The sequence below is a fragment of the Mesomycoplasma hyopneumoniae J genome (assembly GCF_000008205.1).
GTDB lineage: Bacteria > Bacillota_I > Bacilli_A > Mycoplasmatales > Metamycoplasmataceae > Mesomycoplasma > Mesomycoplasma hyopneumoniae.
Genome location: NC_007295.1, coordinates 602,431 through 621,096, shown reverse-complemented (window position 1 = coordinate 621,096; position 18,666 = coordinate 602,431). Strand labels below are relative to the sequence as shown.

Annotated in this window: 15 protein-coding genes; 10 read left to right on the top strand and 5 right to left on the bottom strand. The window is 30.2% G+C overall.

The genetic code is table 4. The annotated features are described in order from the left end of the window. From MHJ_RS02620 to MHJ_RS02605, 4 genes are all read right to left on the bottom strand, one after another. Positions 1-282 (bottom strand): polysulfide reductase NrfD, encoded by a 282-nt coding sequence (locus tag MHJ_RS02620; protein ID WP_020835810.1) that lies wholly within the window; start codon positions 280-282, stop codon positions 1-3. Positions 283-284: 2 nt separating this feature from the next. Beyond that, the gene (locus tag MHJ_RS02615; protein WP_011284239.1) at positions 285-2,267 is read right to left on the bottom strand and encodes a PTS fructose transporter subunit IIABC; all 1,983 of its coding nucleotides are present in this window, start codon (positions 2,265-2,267) and stop codon (positions 285-287) included. A 116-nt stretch (positions 2,268-2,383) separates the two neighbouring features. Next, complete coding sequence (locus MHJ_RS02610; RefSeq protein ID WP_011284238.1) at positions 2,384-2,638, bottom strand: hypothetical protein; 255 nt, start codon at positions 2,636-2,638, stop codon at positions 2,384-2,386. Between the two features lie 174 nt (positions 2,639-2,812). Further along, positions 2,813-4,027: a phosphoglycerate kinase gene (locus MHJ_RS02605; RefSeq protein ID WP_011284237.1), complete on the bottom strand. Its 1,215-nt coding sequence runs from the start codon at positions 4,025-4,027 to the stop codon at positions 2,813-2,815. A 351-nt stretch (positions 4,028-4,378) separates the two neighbouring features. On the opposite strand from MHJ_RS02605, the gene MHJ_RS02600 reads away from it, so the two are divergent. The 4 genes from MHJ_RS02600 to MHJ_RS02585 all read left to right on the top strand — a co-directional run bounded on the left by MHJ_RS02600 (position 4,379) and on the right by MHJ_RS02585 (position 10,245). Beyond that, positions 4,379-7,126: a hypothetical protein gene (locus tag MHJ_RS02600; protein ID WP_044284682.1), complete on the top strand. Its 2,748-nt coding sequence runs from the start codon at positions 4,379-4,381 to the stop codon at positions 7,124-7,126. A gap of 235 nt (positions 7,127-7,361) precedes the next feature. Further along, complete coding sequence (locus MHJ_RS02595) at positions 7,362-7,970, top strand: diadenylate cyclase (RefSeq protein WP_011206320.1); 609 nt, start codon at positions 7,362-7,364, stop codon at positions 7,968-7,970. A gap of 9 nt (positions 7,971-7,979) precedes the next feature. Next, positions 7,980-9,440 (top strand): magnesium transporter, encoded by a 1,461-nt coding sequence (gene mgtE / locus MHJ_RS02590; RefSeq protein WP_044284681.1) that lies wholly within the window; start codon positions 7,980-7,982, stop codon positions 9,438-9,440. A 109-nt stretch (positions 9,441-9,549) separates the two neighbouring features. Then, positions 9,550-10,245: a hypothetical protein gene (locus MHJ_RS02585; protein ID WP_044284680.1), complete on the top strand. Its 696-nt coding sequence runs from the start codon at positions 9,550-9,552 to the stop codon at positions 10,243-10,245. 44 nt (positions 10,246-10,289) lie between these two features. Here MHJ_RS02585 and MHJ_RS02580 read toward each other — a convergent pair whose 3' ends face one another. Next, positions 10,290-11,093: a Cof-type HAD-IIB family hydrolase gene (locus MHJ_RS02580; protein WP_011206317.1), complete on the bottom strand. Its 804-nt coding sequence runs from the start codon at positions 11,091-11,093 to the stop codon at positions 10,290-10,292. Between the two features lie 331 nt (positions 11,094-11,424). On the opposite strand from MHJ_RS02580, the gene MHJ_RS02570 reads away from it, so the two are divergent. The 6 genes from MHJ_RS02570 to MHJ_RS02545 are packed head-to-tail and all read left to right on the top strand — an operon-like array spanning position 11,425 to position 18,666. Then, entirely contained in the window at positions 11,425-12,966 is a 1,542-nt protein-coding gene (locus MHJ_RS02570; protein WP_044284678.1) for an MSC_0624 family F1-like ATPase-associated membrane protein, read from the top strand. Positions 12,967-12,984: 18 nt separating this feature from the next. Continuing rightward, entirely contained in the window at positions 12,985-13,545 is a 561-nt protein-coding gene (locus MHJ_RS02565) for a DUF2714 domain-containing protein (RefSeq protein ID WP_011206315.1), read from the top strand. Between the two features lie 18 nt (positions 13,546-13,563). After that, positions 13,564-14,430 (top strand): MSC_0622 family F1-like ATPase gamma subunit, encoded by an 867-nt coding sequence (locus MHJ_RS03800; RefSeq protein WP_179695988.1) that lies wholly within the window; start codon positions 13,564-13,566, stop codon positions 14,428-14,430. Then, positions 14,431-14,901: an MSC_0621 family F1-like ATPase epsilon subunit gene (locus MHJ_RS02555; RefSeq protein WP_011206313.1), complete on the top strand. Its 471-nt coding sequence runs from the start codon at positions 14,431-14,433 to the stop codon at positions 14,899-14,901. Next, positions 14,894-17,128 (top strand): MSC_0620 family F1-like ATPase-associated subunit, encoded by a 2,235-nt coding sequence (locus MHJ_RS02550; RefSeq protein WP_044284677.1) that lies wholly within the window; start codon positions 14,894-14,896, stop codon positions 17,126-17,128. Before MHJ_RS02555 ends, MHJ_RS02550 begins: the two co-directional genes overlap by 8 nt. Further along, positions 17,128-18,666, top strand: a complete 1,539-nt coding sequence (locus MHJ_RS02545; protein ID WP_011284228.1) for an MSC_0619 family F1-like ATPase alpha subunit — start codon at positions 17,128-17,130, stop codon at positions 18,664-18,666. The genes MHJ_RS02550 and MHJ_RS02545 overlap by 1 nt, the downstream gene beginning before the upstream one ends.

Genomic DNA, 18,666 nt, shown 5'->3' with positions numbered 1-18,666 from the left:
TTAATTAATCTCCTTTACTTGTAATTTCTTATTTCAGATATCATTTGCAATAAAAATATCTAAAATTAAAAGTAGAATAGCTAAAACCAGTAAAAAAACACCATAAATAAAAATTGGGCTATGACTTGGTTTAGCATTTTGTTTAAGTACTTGACTAATAAATTCCTTATATTGCGGAATTCCAAAGATGAGCATTATAATTCCGGCAATAATCAAAACAAGTGCAACTACAAGTACTACTAAAAAAACTGTTTTATTATTATTATTATTATTAATTTTCATAATTATTTGTTTCGGTTTCATAATTTTTTTCAAAAAGTGAAAATTTTTATACTACGATTTTTACTAAAACCATAAATTAGTGCCGTGGTTAGCGAACCAATAATTATTGCAATCAAGAAAAAGGCGATTCCCAGACCAAGTCCGTGCTTGTCTGATCCAATTGCCCCTAAAATAGCAACAATTGGCCCGCCGTGTCCGGCGGAATTAGTTACTGCAAGAATACCACTAAGACCGCCAGCAATTGCTGATCCGATTACATTAGCACTAATTACCCGTTTTGGATCGACAATCGCAAAGGGAATGGCTCCTTCGGAAACCCCGATAAACCCCATTACAAATGCTGAAATTCCCAGGGATTTTTCCTTTTGGGAAAACTTTTTCTTTCAGATAAGAGTTGCAAGACCCATTCCAAAAGGGGCAACGGGAATAGCGGCTGCCACCATTCCCATAGGCTCATAAATTTGACTAGCAACAAGCGCGGTAGCGCTTAAATAAGCAACTTTGTTAATAGGACCTCCCATATCAAAACCAATCATTGACCCAAGTAAAAGCCCTAAGAGAAAGGCGATTCCGAGGCCAAGACTATCTTTTTTAAGAAAAATCGACTTGAGTGCTTCAATAAATTTGTCTAAAATTCAGCCGATCGGCGCCCCAATTATAAAGATTGCCATTAGTGACCAAAAAAGACTTACGCCGATCGGAATTACAAAAATCGGCATAATACCCGCAAGTGATTTTTGTATTTTTAGACTATTAAGATATTTTACACTATAACCGACTAAAAAACCAAATAAAACTGCACCAATAAATCCCATTGGCGTTTTGACCTCGATTCCACCAATTCCATAGAAAAGATCATTTGAATTAGCCACAGTTGAGACAATAAATCCAGGGGCAAGCCCGGCCCGTCCACAAATTGAATAGGCAATATAAGCACCTAAAGCGCCGATCATTAATCGAAAGGAGATCAGACCAATTTGGAACATTCACCAGAGAAAATCACCTTTGGGAGCTATAGAGTTATTCCCATAAATTGACTTACCAATTCCAAGGGATAAAGCAATCATAATTCCACCAAAAATGATATAAGGAATCATATAAGAGATTCCAGCCATTATATGTCTTAGGAAATTACCTTGACTTGTTTTGGCTTCTTCATTGACTGTTTTTTGAAAATTTTCCTTTAAAATTGGGGCTTTTTGAGCTAGTTCAATAATTTTTTCTGATTTATGGATTGCATCTTTTGTTGTGCAAAAATAAACTTTTTTGCCAATAAAAGCAGTTGTATCAATCTCGAGATCGGAAGAAATTATAACAAATTCTGCTGTTTTTATATCATTTTTAGTTAAAATATTTTTTGGACCAGCCGAGCCGCGCGTTTCAATTTTGGGAAAATAGCCACTATTTTTCAAGGCATTTTCCAATTTTTCGGCTGCAAGATAAGTATGAGCAATCCCAACTGTGCAAGAAGTAATTCCGATAACTTTTTTTAGATTTTTAACATTTTCTTGATTTTCTCTATTTTTATCTACTAATTTTTCAAGAAAATGTTTTTCCAGATTTTTAAAGACAAAATCTGGATCATCCGATGTTAGAACTTTACTAATTTCAGGATCAAGAATTATGCTAGCAATTTTTGCAAGCAGTTCAACTTGTCTAGTTGCAAAACCTTTTTTTGGTAACAAAATGCAGAAAAGATATTTTGCCTTAGTTTTATCAAAATTTTCCCATTCAATTCCATTTTCAAGGGAGATAAAAAATAAACTCGGGGTCAAAACTGCCTGACTTTGAGCATGCGGGATTGCAAATCCTGCTTCAAGACCGGTTGAGATCTGTGATTCGCGGAATTCCAGATCTTTGATAATTTCTTCTTTGTTTTCAGCGATTTTCAGTTTGTAAGCCTTGCTGGCAATAAATTCAAAAACTTCGGATTTTGAATTTAAATTTTGTTTTAGGAAAACAAAATTTCTTTTAAAAATTTCCATAAGATTTTCCTTTCTCTAGATTATTTATCGATATAAATAAATAATCGCCTATTTTTTTAAAAAAAGTAAGGAAATTAAAAAAAATTTTAAAAAAATATAAAAATTTCTAAATTTTTTTAATTTATGAGTTTTAATCCTTGATAATTTTTCTGATATATATCAGAAATTAAATTTCAAATAATGAAAAAAACAACATCAAAGATGAATTGTTGATTAATTTTTAAAGAAATTCAGCCCTTGGTTTGATATGCAAGTGATTTTAAGAAAGCCTGGTAGAAAAACTGTGGATTTTCCTGTGCTAATTTTAGAATTATTTTCACTGTCTTTGTTAATAACTTAACAATCTTTACATCAAAAAAAACGGTTTTCATAAAATTAAGTTAGTTTCAAAATCTTAAACTAATTCATAATTTTTTTCATTTTTTATATTATAAATGATATAAAATGAAAAAAATTTCATTAACTAATATTTTTTAGAAAAATTAGGAAAAATATTAGTTATTAAATCTGCGTGATTTAAAAAAACCTTTAAATTTAAAGCTCTTTTAGTCTTTTTCCTGGATTGGGCCAAGACCAATTAAATCACCGTTTTCAATAAAACTAATTGAAGCACCTCCGCCTGTAGAAATATGGGAAAATGAATTACTAAGACCTTCGGCTTCAATTGCAGCGATTGAATCTCCCCCGCCAATGATACTATAACAATCTTTTAGATTGGCAATAATTTTGGCAACTTCCTTGGTTCCACGGGCAAAATTTTTAAATTCGGCTACGCCTAAAGTTCCATTTCAAAGGATAGTTTTTCCATCTTTTAGATGATCTTTGAATAACTCAATTGTTAAAGGGCCAATATCCATTCCTTCTAAATGATCAGGGATTTCAAGGGGATTTTCCTGATTATATAAAGGTTCAAGATCGGCAAATTCTGGGGCTAGAGCCGCATCAAGGGCTAAAATTAATTTATCTGGATATTTTTTGACTAGACTAGCAGCAAGTTCAAGTTTGTCATCTTCATAAATCGAAAGACCAATTTTATAACCAAGTGCTTTTTTGAAAGTATAAGCCATTCCGCCACCGATTAAAACTTTATCAGCTTTTTCTAATAAAGTTGAAATTATCCCGATTTTATCGGATATTTTTGCCCCGCCGATAATTGCATAAAATGGTCTTTGCGGGGAAAAAATTAGTTTTGAAAGGGCATCTAATTCTTCTTTTACTAAATAACCAATTGCTGATTCTTTAATATAAGTTGCAATTCCGACATTTGATCCATGAGCCCGATGAAGAGTTCCGAAGGCATCATTGATAAAAACATCACCAAGGGAGGCTCAATATCTGCCTAATTCAGCATCGTTTTTGGACTCAGCTTTATTATTTAGGTCCTGAAATCTTGTATTTTCAAGTACTAAAATCTCACCTTTTTCAAGTTGGTTAATTGCATTTTCGACTTTAGGACCGCGGTTTTCAGGGATAAATTTAATTTCCTGACCTAAAATTTCAGCTAATTTTTCAGCTACTATTCTAAGGGATTTTTTTGGGAGATCTTCTTTGGATTTTATCCGGCCAAGATGGGATAAAATCACTAATTTACCGCCATTATTTACAATTTTTTTAATAGTTTTAAGACTTGCAATGATTCTTTTTATAGAACTAATTTCTCCATTTTTGATCGGCACATTAAAATCAACACGGAGAATTACAGTTTTATTTAAAAAATCAATATCATCAATAAACTTTTTATTTTTGTAGGTTGGCTGCATTTTTTATCCTTTGAAAATTTTATTTTTTTTATATTATAAACTATTAAGTTGAAAAACTAAGAAAAAACAAGAAAAAAATTATTAACAATTTTAACGCAAAATTAAAAAAATCCTTTAAAATTTAAGTAAAATCTTGAAATTAACAAAAAAAGTGTTAAAAAAATTAGTAAGATGTAAAATTATAAAATTTTTTGAATAAATAAGGTTATTTTTATTTCTGTTTTATGGTACAATTTAAATAGATTTTTGAAAAGCAAAACGTAAAATTTTATTTTTTAGTCATATAATTTCAATTTTATTCTATAATTTAAATTATTTTAAGTTTATAATTAAAAGAAGTCGCTAAACAAAATGAACAAAACGAAAACTTTAAGATTTTATTTAACGGAAATTTGTGATGAATTTCACAAGGAAAAAGATTGCTATTACCGTCTTAAATTTGCAAAAGAAACCGTTGGTATTTTTAACTCACTTACTGATGTTTTTCTTAAGATTGAAAGCCTGAAAACTCCAGTGCGACTTTGAGTTTTACGTGGGAATAAATTTGGATCGGTAATCTCTTTTCCTTTAGCGATTAACTTTAGATCGCTTAATCAGGCTCAGCGTGAAGAATTTTTAGCTAAAACATTTTCCGATTTTGATAATTCAGCTTCCCAAACAAGTGAAAAAACAAAAAAATCCGATAAAAATTTAAAAAATCCTTTAAAAAATAGCGAGAATCAAAAACAGGCAACTGAATTAATCATTACCGAGGATGAGAAAACCATCGATGAAATTCTTTATGCGATCAAACAAAACGGTGCCGATCAAAAAATTGAATGTGCTATCTGTCAAAAAGATAATGAAACTGAAGCCCTAAGTCATCAATGTCCTTGTCATCTTGTTGAGCTCGAAATTTTAGAAGATAGTCTAGAAAATAAAATACCTGAATTAGTCAGTGAAAATGAAAAAATCCTTTTAGATTCGGCTAGTTTTCCCCAACAAGGCAAAAAAGCTGATGAAAATTTAGAATTAGAAAATCTAGAAAATCCCTCAGATGCTTATGATTTTTTTGAAAGTTTTAACCCTGAAAACCCAAATTTAATCAAACAGGATCAAGATTTTCAATTAGAAGAAAAACTTGAAAATCAAGATGATAATTTAATCTTTAACCAACAAATTTCCGATCAATTTGACGAAAAAATACTTGAAAATGTGAGTTCTACGTCCGAAGTTTTGATTTTAAAAGGCCAAGAAAAAGAATTTGAAGTCGGTATTGAAAAAAAAGTTGAAAAAAAAGTTTTAGACCATAAGGAATATGGTATAATTAATAGTCCGGATCTCGAGGTCGCTGGAGAAAAAGAAGCCGATATCGCTTATCAGCATTCTGAATTTTGCGACTCAGTCTCTTCGTTTAGCTCTTTCAAAACTTCATGTTCAGCTTGTTCTCATAATACAACTTGCCCTTGATGTCAGAAATACCGCACTTATTTATTAGAAGCAAAAAATTGTCCAGCTTGTATTTTAAAATTTAAAGAGCAAAACTTTGATCTTGATACTAAATTATTAGAGCTTCGTTCTAGTAATTTAGTATCAAAAAAAGAAAATTTAGTAAAAAAAGAATCGCAGATCTGCAAGGCTTGCAGTCATAATGCTTTATGTTCTTGATGTCAGCGCTACCGCACCTATTTATTAGAAGCCAGAAATTGTCCTAAATGTTTAGAAATATTCAAGTTTAAAAATATTGATATAAACAGGAAAATTTTTGAGCTTTCCCATCCTTCTTATCCTTATATTTTATTAAAAAACCCTTATTTAAGCAATTGTTATGCATGCAATCACAATGCAACTTGCCCTTGATGTCAGAAATACCGCACTTATTTATTGGAAGCCAGAAATTGTCCAGCTTGTCTTGAGAAATTTAAAGCCAAAAATTTCAATGTTGATGCCAAATTATTAGAGCTCCGTTATGGTTCATATACAAAACACCTTGAAAATTTAGGTTCAAAAATTTCTTGTCAGGCATGCAATCACAATGCAAATTGTTTATGATGTCAGCGATATGCAACTTATTTATTAGAAGCTAAAAATTGTCCAACTTGTCTTGAAAGATTTAGGCTCCAAAATTTTGATATTGAGAAAAAATTAAGTGAATTACGTGTAAATGATTATCAGAATTTATATTCTTTAATTTGAAAGCAAACTTATAATTCTCCTTGTCCGACATGCAATCATAATTTTTTCTGTCCAAAATGCAGCAAATTGCGCGCTTTTTATAAAGAAGCTAGAAAATGCCTTGCTTGCCAGGAACTATTAAAACAAAGAAATATTAATATTGAAGAGAAAATTTACCAACTTTCTTATTATCCATATTTTGACTCCCGCGCGCTTGTTAGATATCAGTTTGGTCAGGGCCACAAACTACCTTATAATGAAAATTGTCCCTCCTGTGTTCATGTTTATTTCTGTAAATTCTGCCTTAAATACCGAGCTTTTTTACTAGAAGCAAAAAATTGTCCAGCTTGTCGTTACCTTTTTGCCAAGAGAAATCTTTCAATTGACTACCTTCTAAAAATTATTAATTATGAAGTCCATGATGATAATTTTCACCATATAAGTCCCCTTTTAGTTCTAGCTCATGGCAAAAAAATTGTCCATGAAGAAATTCCTCAGATTGTCGAAATCGTTCTTGATTATTCCTGAATTAAAATTTATCCGCAGTTTTTAGCGCTAGGAAATTACCCACTTAATAAATTCCCAGCAATTATCCCATTATTTCAAGGGATCGTTTATCAAGCATTACTTGATCAGAACTGAGATGAACATAATGCGATGGTCGATGAGGAATTATTCAATACCAAACGTGGTTTTGGCGGATATAATCTTCAAGGTGGTCTAAGCGTTGGGCTTGGCGATCTCAGTGTCGATGAGGCAACTAGGGTAATAGCAGCTTCAACATCAAGTGTTGATGAAGATGAAGAAATTATTATTGTTGCTACCGAAAAATCAACAATTTGAGGCTTGCCTTCCTATGTTTTATGGTTCGTCCTATTTGCTGTGATTGCTGTGCTTCTTGTGGTTGTGATTATGTTTGTTTTATATGGGGCAGGTATAATTTAGTACCAATTTTAAAAATTTTGTAAAAAAAAACAAAATTTTTTCTACTAATCTTTGTTTTTTATAAAAAATTTTATTTTTTGCAAAGATTAGTAGAATTTTTATTATTTAAGACTCCAAAAAAAGGAAAATTTAAGGAAAAATATTGAAATATTTCTAATATAATTAAATTAAGATATAATTTTAAATGTAAATTATTTTAGCCTGTGATTGTAAATAAGGGGAGGAAGGGAGCCTGATGAATTTAGATGTTCCAATTTTAATACTAGTGGCACTAATTTTAGTATTAGGGCTTGTTTTTGTTGTTTTCTTTATCTTTAATCATATTAAAACTTTGCATAAAAACAAAGTCAGTCGTAGTTTTCTTGACCTTGGAATTTCAACACAAAGAAAAATAGTTTACGAGCTTTTTTTTGCAGTTAAACATCTTTCAAAAAACAAAATCGGCGCGATTATCACAATTCAGAGAAACACACTTTTGGATAATCTTTCCACTGATGGGGTCAAAATTGATTCAATGATTAATTCATCACTTTTGATTGCAATTTTTCAGAAAAATTCTCCCCTTCATGATGGTGCTGTGATTATCGTTGATGATCGAATTTCGTATGCATCAACGTATTTTTCAGTTTCTGAATCAACTCTGGAGGATCGTTATGGCGCCCGTCATCGGGCTGCATTGGGAATTTCAGAGGTCTCAGATTCGATTACTATTGTAGTCTCAGAACAAAGTGGTGAAGTTGTAATTGTTAGGGATGCTAATTTTTTTAAGGTTACAAGTCTTGATTCATTTGTTGAAATTTTAACAAAAGAGTTAAATGCGGTCAAACCTGAAGACAAAAAATAGTTAAAAATAATGAGCTTAGATAAAAAAAGTTCTTTTCTTTTTGAGCTTGTTACTACCAAAAAAATTACTGAAGTCCGCAATTATACAAAACAAAAACCACTATCAGAGATCGCCGAAGAAGTTTCAAGTTTTTCTCCGTTTGACCGACTTTTATTTTTTAGGATGTTAGATACTGCAACTGCAGGTGATATTTTCACCTACTTTTCACCAGAAATTCAGACCAAATTAGTACTAAGTTTACCAAATGAGCTAATCAATAAATTACTTGATGAACTTTATGTTGATGAAATTGTCGAACTTCTTGATGAAGTCCCTGATAATGTTGCCAAAAGAATTTTGCGCAACATTGACATTGATACTCGTAAACAAATAAATCAACTTTTGCAGTATACCGACGATCAAATTGGCGCTTTTATGTCAGTTGATATCGTCTATCTTTTTAAAGATTCGACTTGTCATCAAGCACTTGAAAAAATTAGAAACTATAAAGATATCTCCGAATTAGTGCATTATTATTATGTCGTTGATCAAAACAAGAAAATAATCGGGGCAACTACTTTAGAAGATATTGTCTTTTCTGATCCTAATACTCAGATCAAAGAAATTGTTTTTCAAGTCCCTTTTCTTGTTACAACTGATAAAAAAGATTATGCAGCCGAAGTTTTTGCCAAAAATGATTTTTCAGTACTCCCGGTTGTAAATACAAGCCAGAGACTAATCGGAATGGTTACAAGTGATGATATTATCGATATTGTCAAGGAAAAAGCAACAAGTGATATTTATAAACTAGCAGGAATTTCACCTCAGGAAGTTGAAGAATCCTATATTCGTTCCACACTTAAACAGATCGTAAAATCAAGAGTTTTTTGACTAATCATCCTAATGTTTGGATCAACTTTGTCCCAGTTTATCATTCAAGAATTTACTAATGCAATAAGTCAAAATAATGCAATTAAATCAATCGGTCTTGCCTCATTTATTACCACAATTGTTTCAATGATTCCGGTAATTTCTGGTTCAGCAGGTAATGCCGGCTCGCAGTCAGCAACAACAATTGTCAGGGCAATTTCGCTAAAAGAAGTTGATAAGACTAACTTTTTTAAAAAAGTTTTCTTTAAAGAGATTAGCGTTGGCCTAATTATTGGCACAATTTTAATGATTCTAAACTTTTTAAGACTTGTGATTTATTTTGCCCTAACCGGTGATATTAAAAATGTTAATATCCCTGATAATTCAATTTCGAATTTAACAATCAGAGACTACATTCTAATAATTTCGGCAGCTTCCTCGATTTCATTATTAGTAGTAATTATTTTTTCAAAAATTCTTGGAGCAATCATCCCGATGATTGCAAAATCGATTAGACGTGATCCGGCTGTGATGTCAGCACCAATTTTGGCAACTGTTACTGATTCAATCTCAACTTTAATCTTTTTTGGTATTACAATTGTTGTCTTTCTTCTAATTTAGTTATGGTTCTATTAATTTAATTAATAAATTTCAAAAATTTTATTAATTAAGGCAATTTCTGAAATTAATTTCAGAAATTGTAAATTATAAATTTGATAGGATAAAAAAAGTGCACTATATTGATATAATTGGCTATATTGCCTCATTTTTCACCGCCATTGTTGGCCTTCCACTTGTAATTAATACTTTCATTGCCAAACAACCACCAAAAACTTCCTTACTTAGTTGATGAATTTATTATATTGGAATTTTCTTTTTTACCTTGTTAGGACTAGCTTTATATGATCTCCCACTTTTTATTACCCAAGTTTTTTGTGGGCTAATAACTTTAGTTTTCTTGATCCAAGTATATACATATAAGCTTAAAACGGAGAAGAAAAAAGGAGAAAATCTTGCTTTTATTGGCGCAGGAATTCTTGTCTATCTAGTAATTTTATTACTTTTTATTTTTTATTTAGCTAAAATTGTTCCTGAACGTCAGATTATTAGCGCGGCTTCATATCTTGGCATAATTGCCGGTTTTTGTGTAAATTTTGCTTTTTTACCACAAACTATATTAGGAATAAAACAAAAAACAATAAAATTTATTCCCCTAACTTTCTTAGTTAATCTAGCAACTCTTAATATTTTCTGAATAATTTATGAATTCTTACAAATTTTGGTAAATAATGATAATAACTGACTGACTGCGCTAATTTTCCAAATTATTGGATTAACGATTGCAACAATTCAGATTTTAGTTTTCTTTTTCCAACTGATTCAACAGCGTAAAACTGAAACAAATTTCAAAATTAACTGAATTTAGTTTAATTTTGAAATTTTTTTATATTTTTTTCGAAAAATATAATTTTAGTCAAATTTTTTCCGGTATAAAAAATCTTTAATCGCATAAATTAGCCCGTCTTGATTACATGCGCTTGTATGAAATCGAGCTGTTTCTTTGACTTTTTTTGATGCATTTGCCATTGCATAGGAAAATTTGGTGATTTTAAGCATTGAAAGATCATTTCCGCTATCACCGATTGTCATTACATTATCAAGATCGCTTTGGAAAATTTTGCTGACAAATTCAACAGCTTTTCCCTTGTTTGTATTTTTTTTAGTAATTTCAATACTTAAATTTTTAATGAAAACAGCCTCTAATTCCTGATTTTTTTCAAGTAAGTCATAGGCCTGATCAAGTTGGGCCTTAGGTCCAATTAACTCTAATTTAACAACATTTTCCTGATATGAATCAGTAAAGATTACCTCTTTTTCCCCTTGAAGATGTGGGTAGATAAAAAATGAAAAATATTTTGTTTTTGCATTAAAACTAAAATATTTTTCAGTATTTCAAAAATTTAGTTGTAAATCTAAATTTTTGGCAATTTCAAAGAGAAATTTTTGCTCCTTAAGGGAAATTGAACCGTTAATTAAAGTATGATTTCCACTTTCAAGGTCGCTGAATAAAGCGCCATTTGAGCTGATTATATAACGAATTTCAAGATTTTTTGCAACCTGAAAAATTCGGGAAGCCAGTGGATTTCCGGTATTAAGAACAAGGATAAAATTATCCTTGTTTTTTTTTATGTAATCAATAGTTTCAAGACTAATTTTAAAATCATGACAATAAAGTGTGCCATCGATGTCGCTAAAAATTATTTTTTTTTGCATAGTTTAAAAAATTATAAAGAAATATGAGCAAAAATTTATAAAAAACTGGCTTAAAACTGTTTTTTAATAGTTTTAAAATGAATTTTTACTTAAAATTTCTCGTTTTTTTCTTTTTTTTATTATATAACTAACTTTTTGCCTAATTTAATCAGTATTATTATTATTATTATTATTATTATTATTATACCTTAAAAAAATTAGAAAAAAAATAGTGATTCTCCTTGATTTTTTTAAGGTACCTTTATTTAATTTTCATTTTTTTGGCAAAAAAAAAAAAAAAAAAAAAGTTATAATATATTTCATCTTTGAAAAAACTAGGAAAGGAGAAATAATGAAGGTTAGATCTAAAAAAGTCTTCAAGTTAGAAATAAACCCATCAAAAAATGGCCAAAAGCAGTGGTTGTATTTTTTGCTTACTGTTTTATTCTTAACTAGTTTGGCTTTAGCCATTTTTTTTGATGGACCACGATCATTTCTAAATATTTCAAATACTGATCAGCCAGTCTCAAGTATTTCAACATTTTTCAATCCAATTGAAGATGAAATGCGTGAGTTTCTTGCTGTTCGAATGACAAGATCAGTTTTGCTCTTATTTTTTAGTTTTGCCTTTTTCTTTAAAGGACTTAAATTTTTAAGCCTTAAGGAAAAATTGCAAAAATATCTTATTTTATCGGCATTTTTTGGTCTTTTTTTAGTTAATATTGTTATTTATTTTGCTTGACTTACAACAGAATGAACTTATATTCTTGTATTTTCAACACAAATTTTTGTCCTAATTTTCCTTGATTATAGTCTCTGGCTCTGAATTGGTCGGAAAAATGATAAAATAAATTATGATTATAAAAAGTTTTTTATTTTTCGTCACGTCAGTTTGGCAGCCTCATTAATTATTTTTGGGATTTTATTTGGACTTTTTGCATCAATGGTTTTCTCAAATGAGGAAGCTGATATTATCGCGACTGTAAGTTATGGTAACCCGGTTGCAGATTGGCTATATACTTTTATTGCCGAAGTTGGAAAAATTAGTAATTCTTTCATTTTAATTGCAATTTTGGTATTTTTACTAGTGCTTTCCTTACTTTATTTTAGTCCGCAAATTTACTTTTACCGTCAAAGTTTTTTCCGACTAAAAAAAATAGTGCCAAGTTTTTCACTGTTAATTTTTGCTAGTTTTGCACTTTTATTTTATAGTATTTATATAAATATTTTTGCAAGCACAAATTTTGTTCAATTCTTACCTTTTGGAAAGAATTTAACAACAAATTATTTGCCAATGATTATCGGAATTTCGATTCATCTAGTTTTATTAGCTACTTATTTCCTTTTAAATTTTACAAAATTAGAAAAGAAAATTAAGGATTACAAGTTAAGTTTTTTTGCTTTTGTCCTATTGATATCTTTTATTTCCAGTTTTGTTAGTTCCTATTTATCTTATGTAGTTTTTGCCACTATTTGAATCAATTTAAGTCAAATAGTGTTTTTTATTATTACTTATTCATTATTGATTAGAACAAAGAAAGATTTTCCGTTATGATTAAAGCTCATTTTTAGCTTTTTTACTAGTTTATATATTCTTTTTACTTTCATTTATTTATTAAATATTCATATTTATACAAATGCCGTTGTTGCACTTGAGGCCGAAAAAAGTCCTTTAGTATCGACATTTTATATTGACTATAGTTTCTATTTTTATGGAATTCTTAGTGTTTTAGTTGGAATTTTCGTTTTTGTTAATTTATTAGTATCAATTGGAAAAAATACTTTAATTTTAAAAACAAAAAAATCGCAATTAGATTACAAAGTGCTTGAAAAACAAGTAAATACTAAAAATTCCCAGTCGGAAAATTTAAAAACACTTAAGTCAAAAAGTTAAAAAAAATAGGAGTTAATTATGAAATTTTTTGGATCTTCTGCAAAAAAAGAAGCAAATTCAAATACTATTGATACAAAAACCGAGTTCCGTGATTATTATGATTTAATTAATCATCCAAATTTTGTTAGTTTTGATGCGCTATTTAATCTAACTTTACTTGTTTCTTCTCAGAAAGCAAATTCAGTAATCCGTGAAAAATACCACCAAAAAGTTTTAGCAGCTTATAAGGCTACAACTGAATTAGTTTTTAAAAATTTTGTCATTTCCTGGCAGCGTTCATCCCGGTTTGGCTCAAAAGGTCTTGTACCAATTGTAACTCTAAAAGAATCCTCAAATGTGATGGCAAGTAATTTTTTTAGCGATAGTAACGATCAACGTTTTTCTTCAGTTCTTGCAAATTTAAACATTCTAGCTTGGGATTTTATTGCCAATAAAAACCGTTTTGTCGAGGTTGTCGAGGGTTGTATTATTTTCTTTGATCCACAGACGCGAACATTAAAAGTGATTTTTAGTGAAGTTTCTTTAGTCTCAAGTCTTGAAAATATCCAAAATCAGCAAAATAAGCCAAAAAAAGCCTAATTTTGAAAGTTTTAAATTATGAATATTAATGAAATAAAGGAAAAACGGGCTAACTTTGCAAAAATTTACGATTTAGTTTCACTAAATCGGAATATTTCTTTGATAAAAATTAACCTTCTTTTACGCACAATTCGCAATGTTTATGAATTTTTTCTAATTGGTCAGTACTTTTTGGTAAATTTTAGTTATCAAAGATCGCTTAGCACTAAATTATCGTTAGTTACTAGAAAAGCATTGATTCGCCAAAATGTTAGTCTCTGAATTTATCCTTCTTCTGATGAGAAATATACCCAGAACTTTTTTGACCAAATTGAGGCAAAAATTCTTGAAAACTATAAAGAAAAAGATTTTATTATTACTTTAGGCGATCGGGCACTTAATTTTGCTAACAAAAATAAGATGCAAATTCTTGAAAGTTTTCAAAATTTGGATAATACTTTTAAAAATTCAACGAAAATTGGTGAAATTATCAATTATGGAATCAAAAATCGACAATTTTCAACTGTAAAAATGGCAGTTTATTCAAATAAAATCACCGATTTTATCGCAACAATTTTCCCTTTAAACCATTTTGAATTCAAAATGGAAACAAATCAGGAAGTACTTGAAAAAATTGAAAAAAATCTAGAAAGAGTAAGATTTTTTCCAAATTTTGAAGAATTTTATCAAAGTCAAATTCTTAGTTATTTTGTAACTTCAGTCCAAATTTTATTATTAGAGTCCCAATTTATTGTCTATAAAAATAAGCTAATCCATGAAAATACGCTTTTAAAAGAGATTGAAGAGAAAATGCGTCATCTGCGAACATCAATTCTCAAAATCGAGCGGGAACTAGAAATTGAAGAGCTCAATGTCATTAAAAGAAAGCCGAAAGGAGTTTTCTAAATGGAGGCAAAACTTTGAAATTTTCGGATTCTAACCCCCGAAAATAAAATTATTACTTTAAAAAATTGCAAAATTTCCCTTAATATTGAACAAGAAAAATATTTTGCCCCAATTCAACCTTTTATTGTCTCAAATTTAGAATTTTCGTTGATAAAAGTGGAAATTTCAAGTGGAATTTACTACTTTTTTGCTCATCACTCGCTTTTATTTTCCCTTGAAGATACAGTTTCGATTCATCTTTTTGAAGATCTAATTTTTTATAAGGTTGATAAAAAAGAATTTTTCTTTCAAAAAAAAGCTCAACAAAAAAACAAAAACACACTTTTGCATAAATTACAACTAAAAGCAAATTTAGAAATTGGTGAAAATTTGGAATTATACAAAAATTATCAACTAACAAAACAAGTCAATGAAGAAAATCGACTTAAAGAATTATTTTTTCTGGTCAGAACTGAGGTAAATTATGTATAAAAAACAAAAAAATAGAAAAAATAAGTTGATTTTTTCCCGATTTTTTCCATTTTTAACTTTTTCCCCGCTTTTTTTCTTAACCTCAGCGATTAATTATTCCCAAAAGGAAATTATTAGTCAAGAAAAACCACAAACTGATAATGATAAAGGCCAGGCAGGCCAGTCAAATCAAGAAAAAAATGGGGAAAAAGATCAAAAAAAAGCTGATGCTGATCCAAAAAAAGATCCAACACCGATCACTAATGAAGATCTTAAAAAAAATCAGGCTTGATGGGAAAGCAAAAAAGAGGAATTTATTGACCGTTTTATTGGGCAGGTTGATAATGATATTAAAGCAAAACTAGCCGATATTAATGCCAAAAATAAGGATAATGTCGAAGAAAGACTACAACAAAGTTTTTTTTGGATTCAACTACGTTATTATTTCCAGAAAAATCGTGAGGGGATCAAAAAAGATCCCCGCAAATATGGTTTGAATATCATTAGCCCCTTTGCTTTTGCAAATAATTTAAAACTAAAACGTGGAGATGTCACTTTTGATAAGGAAAATTATCAAGGGCTTGAATGGGGAAATAACCAAAACGATGACTATGCAAAAATTCAAGGAGTAAAAACTGATAAAGTTTTGGATGTTCCTAATACTTTAAAAGGTCAAGAATTTGAGGAAAGGATCAAAACTTATTTTAAAGGACTAGAATCAGGTTATAAACAATATTTATTCAAAGAGGAAGAATTTCCGGTCTATAAAAAGAATTTTAATCTAAATCTTGACCGTGAAAGTATTGATGATAAAGAAAATATTTTATTAGCTTCAAAACCAATGGGCAAAGAAGGGGTATCCACCTGAAATGACTGGATCAAAAACTACTTTGAAAAACAGTCGCTTTTACTGGATTTTTCTTTAAATCAACTGCCAAATCCGTCTTCTTCAAAATCAGAAATAGAACAAATTAATTTAGCAATTAAAAAAATTACCAAACAAAACCCCCCTCAAATCTCCGAAAAACCGGAATTTGAAGTCCGAATTGCTCCTGATCTACCCCCAATTGTTGCTCCTGAATATACAAATTTGTCCGTAAGCGAGATTATAAATCTTTATAATTCAGCATCCCAAGAAAAAAAATCCGAGATTTTTTTCTTTTTAAACCCTTTAAATTCCCGTTTTAAATATAATATTGAATCTATTAGTGAAACAGACGGGAAGATTAAAGCGCGGATTAAAATTACTGACTTTGTTAATAAAGTCCGCGAATCATCGGATAAGAAAAAATATGAAAAAGTTTATGAAAGTCTCCAATATGATGACTTTGAAGGCGCAAGTCCCTGGCAAAGACAGGCAATTACAACAAACTTATACCATTCAAATTTAGGGGTTACAGCCGTAATTGATAATTTTTTTGAAACTGTTAATGTCAATGATCAATTTAGTTTTGACCAAATTCGCTATTATTCCCCTGGTTCACAAACAACAATTTATAATTTTTTCTATCTACTTACAAAAGTGTTTTATAATCAAGATTTTTTAGAAGCCCAGAAAAAAATGGCCCGAGAATATATAAATTCTTCGCTATCAAGTGTTTTTTCAGCTTCCCAGTTTCAGTTTTTATCTTATCTTAAAAAATCCGAGATCGATAATAATAAAGCTTGACTTCATTATTATTTAATTTATTTTATTAATTTATATGTTCTTCAGGAAAAATTTAATAGGGCAAAACAAACAATTTCGGAATTAGATGGTAAAGCTGAGTCAAGTTCTGAAGCCGCCAAACAACTTGATGCGACTTTGGAAAAACTCAATCTAACTCGTGAAGATATTAACCGTTTTTTTGCACAGGCCCACGAAAAAATTGCCCTTTTTCATAATGAATCTTATAAATTAACCTCAAATTTGGTTAATTCATTTTTGAAAATGACAAAATTAGGTCGGGAAATCAATCAGTTAAGTCAAATTTTGGGCCAGATCGCCTATTTTGCTCAAAAAGATGAAAATAAAGACCAAAACTCAGCAGGCCAAAGTCAAGACAGCGGAAATGCAGTTCAAAATTTTGCAGATTTAATTCAAGAATATAAGTTAGCAAATACCTCAAAATGACTTGAGGATAATCTTTTATACTTAATAATTGGGACAATTTCCGGAATTTTAATTACCTTAACCGTCTTTTTACGCCGAATTATTTATAAAAGAAAACAAAATTTAGTAAGTCAAAAAAATAAAGGAGATCAATAATGGCATTAAAAGTTGCATCCGTTCTAGATTATGTAGTTCTTGTTAAAGGTGAGTATAACTGGCAGGAACAACAATTTTTTCAAGTAAAAGATAAACCAGAGATTAAAGCTGTCGTAATTCAGGCCTCTCAGGATCAAGCTTATTTACTTTTTAATAACCAAAAAGGGAAAATTCAGATCAATGATGAACTAATCGAACTTCCAAATTTTGATAAAGTCCTTACTTCAATGGAATATTTTGGCAAAATCATTGATTTATCAGGAAATATAATCGAGCCGCGCGCGGCTAGACCAACAACTTTTTTACAATATCGGCACTCGGCATTCGAGACTGCCGCCGGCGTTTTACGCCGTGAATTACTTGATCGGCAAATTTATACCGGAATTTATGCAATCGATCTTTTTAACCCGATAGGTTTTGGACAACGTGAATTAATTGTCGGCGATCGTCAAACTGGAAAAACGCATATCGGAATTAATACAATAATTAACCAAAAAGACTCACGAACTACAAAATGTATTTATGTCTCAATCGGTCAAAAACGGCAAAACTTAGTTTCTTTATATCACGATTTGGTCCAAAATGAAGCAATGGCGAATACAATTGTGCTCCATGCCCCTTCAACTAGCCCTTTTGATCAGTATTTAGCTCCTTATTTTGCAATGGCTCATGCTGAAAATCTTAGTTATAATTATGATGTTTTAATTGTTTTTGATGATCTAACAAAACATGCTAGTGTCTGGCGTGAAGTCGCCCTTTTAACAAATCAGCCAATTGGGAAAGAAGCCTTCCCAGCTGATATTTTCTTTGCTCATTCTAAACTTTTAGAACGATCAGGAAAATTTATTGGCCGCAAATCAATTACGGCCCTGCCAATTCTCCAGACCGTTGATAATGATATCACCGCCCTTGTCTCTTCAAATGTAATTTCGATTACCGATGGGCAAATTATTACTTCTTCTGCCCTTTTTGCTCAGGGAAAAATCCCGGCTATTAATATCGGACTTTCGGTATCTCGGACTGGATCATCGGTTCAAGCTCAAAATATTCGTCTAATTTCAAAAGAAATTTCCTCACTTTATTATAACTACCAAAAACAAATAAAGCTAGCAAAACTAGAAAAATTAGACTATGATCTTAACAAGGAAACTTCCGATCTTTTATTTAAAGGATCACAAGTTGAACAGTTCTTGATTCAAAAAGGGTATTCTCATTATTCTTTAACAAGTGTTTTAATGGGGATTAAAATAATTTCTTGAGGACTTTTAAAAGATGTTCAAGATCCTACAAAAGTTGTTGATTTTATAAGGGTGCTTGTGGAAACAGATCCATTTGCGAAACAAGTTTTTAATAAATATACAAATAATGAATTTGTTGATAATGAACTTGCTGGTTCATATTTTGCAACTCTAACAAATCAGTTTCTAGCAAAAACCGGATCACTAACTCAGTTGGAAATTCCCCTTAGTTTTCCGAAAATGGAAGAGAGCTTACTTGATAATATCATTAAAAAATCGCAGACAATTGGAGGTAGATAA